The 2,817-nt window shown below is 60.1% G+C and carries 4 protein-coding genes; all 4 read right to left on the minus strand.

Annotated features, from left to right (window positions below; genetic code table 11):
* Positions 1-348: transposase (locus AC1D06_RS42315; RefSeq protein WP_477991518.1), on the minus strand; the 348-nt coding region annotated here is incomplete at its 3' end.
* Positions 349-592: 244 nt separating this feature from the next.
* Positions 593-889, minus strand: coding sequence for a protein-tyrosine phosphatase family protein (locus AC1D06_RS42320; RefSeq protein ID WP_477991520.1), 297 nt, complete (start codon positions 887-889; stop codon positions 593-595).
* Entirely contained in the window at positions 889-2,511 is a 1,623-nt protein-coding gene (gene tnpC / locus AC1D06_RS42325) for an IS66 family transposase (RefSeq protein WP_477991522.1), read from the minus strand. Before tnpC ends, AC1D06_RS42320 begins: the two co-directional genes overlap by 1 nt.
* A gap of 62 nt (positions 2,512-2,573) precedes the next feature.
* Positions 2,574-2,817 (minus strand): IS66 family insertion sequence element accessory protein TnpB (gene tnpB / locus AC1D06_RS42330; protein ID WP_477991524.1); only part of this gene is annotated, 244 nt, incomplete at its 5' end.

The raw sequence follows: 2,817 nt of genomic DNA on the forward strand, positions 1-2,817 counted from the left end.
ATCGACCGAACGGGTTGACACACCCTGGATATAGGCTTCCTGGATCACKGCGGTCARAGCCTTCTCRGCCATSCGRCGYGGYTCCAGGAAGCTYGGGAAATAGCTGCCGGTCCTGAGCTTCGGGATCCGCAGCTCAACCGTTCCAGCCCGCGTTTCCCAGTCGCGCTCGCGGTAGCCATTGCGCTGAGCGAGYCGCAACGCATTCTTCTCGCCATAGGCAGCACCCGTYTTGGCGCCAATCTCCAGTTCCATCAGCTTCTCGGCCGTAAAGCCGATCATCTCGCGCAATAAATCGGTATCAGCACTATTCTCAACAAGCGAGCGAAGGGTCATCATGTCATCGGTCATCGGTGGTCTTTCCATCAGGTTTGAGCTTGAACAACCCGAGCCTACCGGAAAAACATTGATGACCACCCGCTACGCCGCTCACTCGCTACAGCGCTGTGGAGGGCGCGCTCGCGAGCGGCTTCGCTACCGCCGAGCTACACCWCCCCMWGGGACACGACCCACTCGGCATGTCTTCTCCAAAAGGTCCAATAACGGTCTTAGGGCAACTGGCTGACTTAACCGCATTGACGTAACCGTCCGATTGTTACCGCAGGGGCTTTGCCTTGATGCGGGCAACGAGTTCTTSGTCGTCGACGAAGGTTTCAAGGAAGTCGTGCCATTTGTTGGCTGAACGGCGGGCGTCGGCGAGCATCTGGCTGAGTTCGTCGATCCCATCATCGGAGAGCGCTGTGATGGCTTCATCTTCTCCGGTTACGACGTTGATGATATTGCCGTAGCTCAGATTGTCATCGTTGCGGATGATCGCTCGAAGCAGATCAGAATCCTCATTGAGCATTTTCGCGACATAGCCGATGCTGAAGACATGGGTGATCGTCGCCATCAGGCGGCCTCGGCGGTGGCAGCAGTGGCGGGTTGCCAGTTCCAGGGCAGCAGTTCATCGAGCCGATTGATCTTATGATCGTGGATGCGGTSGAGCACATCGGCCAGATAGGCCTGCGGATCGAGGCCGTTCATCTTGGCGGTCTCGATGATCGTCATGGCCCGGGCGAGCGTCTCCGCGCCGGTRTCGGCGCCGGCGAACAACCAATTCTTTCTTCCGATTCCGATCGGACGCAACGCCCGCTCGGCGGCATTGTTGTCGATGGCGACACGGCCATCCTCCAGGAACAGGCTCAATGACGACCAGCGGCTCAGGCCATAACGGAAGGCCTGCGCCAGGTCGCCTTTGCCCGGAATGCGCGTCAGTTGCGCTTCGGCCCAGAYRCGCAAYRCTTCGACYTTTKGCYTGCTGTGCTTTTGACGTGCGGCAAGCCGGATATCGGCAGGCTTGCCGGCAATGTCGCGTTCGATATCGTAGAGCGCACCGATGCGGTCGAGAGCCTCGCGGGCGATCTCGGATTTGTTCGAGGTCCAGATGTCATGGAAGTCGCGCCGCCAATGCGCCCAGCACGCCGCTTCATGCAGGCGCTGTGTCCCGTCGGGCAAGGGTTGGTAAAGCTTGCCATAGCCCTTGTAGCCATCGGCTTGCAGGATGCCGCTTGCCTTTCTGAGGTGATGGTGGACGTGGTCTTCCTTCCAGTCCGGAGCAAAGTAATAGACCGCACCCGGCGGAGCGCCGCCGGCCCATGGACGTTGGTCTCTCACATAGGTCCAGATCCTGCCCTTCTTCACCCCCTTGCCCAAGCCTTTGTCTCGCATGGAGCGGTCCAGCACCCGGATCGGTGTGTCGTCGGCATGAAGCAGGTCGCTTGCCATRATGGCGGTCTCAATCCGCTCGATCAGCGGCTGGAGCACCCGCATGGCACGCCCACACCAGTCGACCAGCGTGCTGTCGGGGATATCGGCGCCCATGCGGGCGAAGATCTCGCCCAGGCGATAGAGCGGCAGATGGTCATCGAACTTCGAGACCAGGATGTAAGCCAGCAGGCCGGCGCCCGCCATGCTGCCCGGGATCGGACGGCTGGGTGCGGGCACCTGCACCATCTTCTCGCAGCAGCGGCAGGACTTCTTCAGTCGAGCCACCTCGATGACCTTCATCTGCGCGGCGATCATGTCGAGGATTTCGCTGACATCCTCACCGACCAGACGCAATTCGCCGCCACAGGMGGGGCACAGGKTRCCGGGATCGAGYTSCCTGCGCTCGCGAACCGCCTTCTCCGATACGCGSGGACGACGGCGCAYMATCCTTTCGGCAGTGTTTGCCTCAGCCGGAACAGGCGCAGGCTCATCGGCCTCTTCGATCGGCTTGCTGTCGTTCTCCGCCGCGGCAATCAAGAGATCCTCAAGCGCCAGTTCCAACTGCTCGATTTCCCGCTCGATCTTCTCCGAGGACTTGCCGAAGACCTGCTTCTTCAGTCTGGCAATGCGCAACCGCAGGCTCTGGATCAACTGGTCATGGGCCAGCAATGTCGCTGACATCTTCGCATTTTCCGCCTGCAAGGCGGCGATCATCGCCTTCAAGAAGGCCGGATCATCGGGAAGATTTTGGGGCGCATTTGACATGATCCTGACTACCACGTGTCAGGAGGAATTGCCATAAAAACCAGCAGTTTCAGACAGATAAATCACCCGACACGCGCCGGTGGCGCACCCCAGTCGGGCCGCCGCCAATCGATCCCTTCCCATAACATCGCCATTTGCGCCGACGTCAGCCGCGCCGTCCCATCAGCGGCGGATGGCCATGGGAAGCGGCCCTTCTGCAAGACCTTGTAATAGAGGCAGAACCCCTGGCCATCAAAATAGAGAAGTTTCAAACGGTCACCACGACGCCCTCGAAACGCAAACACCGCTCCGCCTGTCGGCTTCTGT

It is taken from the genome of Rhizobium sp. P2_G2, from assembly GCF_056403555.1.